Origin of the sequence: Hydrogenophaga sp., assembly GCF_051007235.1 — a bacterium.
Classification (GTDB): domain Bacteria; phylum Pseudomonadota; class Gammaproteobacteria; order Burkholderiales; family Burkholderiaceae_C; genus Hydrogenophaga.
This window is the reverse complement of sequence record NZ_JBPCSJ010000104.1, coordinates 1-1,367: the sequence shown is the minus strand read 5'-3', so window position 1 is coordinate 1,367 and position 1,367 is coordinate 1. Positions and strand designations below refer to the sequence as shown.

The window sequence follows — 1,367 nt, the reverse complement described above, 5'->3', positions numbered from 1 at the left end:
GAGTTCGCCACGCTCGGCCAGGTCGAGCGCGGGGTCGATGCGGTCACCGGCGTAGCCGGCACCAGAGCCGATGCGGTAAGGCGTCATGGACTGCAGTATGTCGTTGGCTGCCGAAGGCGCCAGAGGAACAACCCGACGACCGCTTCGCGCCGAGGCTGTGGGTTCAGGCCGGCGCCGCTGGCAGTGCGGCGATCGTGCCCTGCGCCACAGCACAGAGCTTTTCTTCGCTGTCCTGCACCACAAAGACGTCGCAGCGGCACACCGCCTGCGTCTTGCCCGTGTGCACGGCTGAAGCGCGCGCGATCAGCCGATCGCCGATGGCCGGGCGCAGGTAGTTGATCTTGAATTCGGAGGTGACCACCGGCACGCGCAGCGCCGTGCCACCCGCATACGTCAGGGCGTTGTCCGCCGCGTAGCTGAGCACGCCGCCGTGCACGAAACCGTGCTGCTGTTTCACCGCGTCGGACACCGGCACGTGCAGTTCGCACCGGCCCGGCGACAACGAGGCCAGCTCGGCCCCGATCAGCACCGAAAAGGGCTGCTTCGCCAGGACCTCGCGGCCCATGGCGAGGAAGACCTCCGGGCTGACCGTGACCTCGCTCATTTGAAGTCCTTACAGAACTTCAAACACCCCGGCCGCGCCCATACCGCCGCCGATGCACATGGTCACGCAGACGCGCTTGGCGCCGCGGCGCTTGCCTTCGATCAGCGCGTGGCCGGTCAGGCGCTGGCCCGACACGCCGTAGGGGTGTCCCACAGCGATGGCGCCACCGTTGACGTTCAGCCGGTCGGCCGGGATGCCCAGCTTGTCGCGGCAGTACAGCACCTGCACGGCGAAGGCTTCGTTGAGTTCCCACAGGTCGATGTCGCTGACCTTCAGGCCCAGGCGGGCGAGCACCTTGGGGATGGCAAACACCGGACCGATGCCCATTTCATCCGGCTCGCAACCGGCGACGGCAAAACCCAGGAAGCGGCCCAGCGGCGGCAGGCCGCGCTTCTCGGCCAGGGTTTCGTCCATCAGCACGCAAGCGCCGGCGCCGTCGCTGAACTGGCTGGCGTTGCCGGCCGTCACCAGACCACCCGGGAGCGCCGAACGCAGTCCGGAGATGCCTTCCTTGGTGGTGCCGGCGCGGATGCCTTCATCGTTCTCGACCGTGACCTGCTTGGTCATCAGGCCCATGACCTTGTCGGCGACGCCGGCGGTCACGGTGATGGGGGCGATCTCGGCCTTGAACAGGCCGGCTTCAAGAGCGGCCGTGGCGCGCTGCTGGCTGGCGGCGCCGTACTCGTCCATGGCGTCGCGGCTGATGTTGTAGCGCTTGGCCACCTGTTCGGCGGTCTGCAGCATGTTCCAGTAGATCTCGGGC

At 67.8% G+C, this 1,367-nt stretch carries 2 protein-coding genes; both read right to left on the bottom strand.

Annotation, left to right across the window (positions count from 1 at the left end; translation table 11 throughout):
• Positions 1 to 163 precede the first annotated feature (163 nt).
• Positions 164 to 604, bottom strand: a complete 441-nt coding sequence (locus ACR2JA_RS03940; protein ID WP_434007817.1) for a PaaI family thioesterase — start codon at positions 602 to 604, stop codon at positions 164 to 166.
• A gap of 9 nt (positions 605 to 613) precedes the next feature.
• On the bottom strand, positions 614 to 1,367 hold a 754-nt coding region (locus tag ACR2JA_RS03935), incomplete at its 5' end, for an acetyl-CoA C-acyltransferase (protein WP_434007816.1).

What these genes read in the sequence shown, in the direction of transcription:
- ACR2JA_RS03940 (WP_434007817.1), bottom strand. Translation starts at nt 604, where the DNA reads ATGAGCGAGGTCACGGTCAGCCCGGAGGTCTTCCTCGCCATGGGCCGC.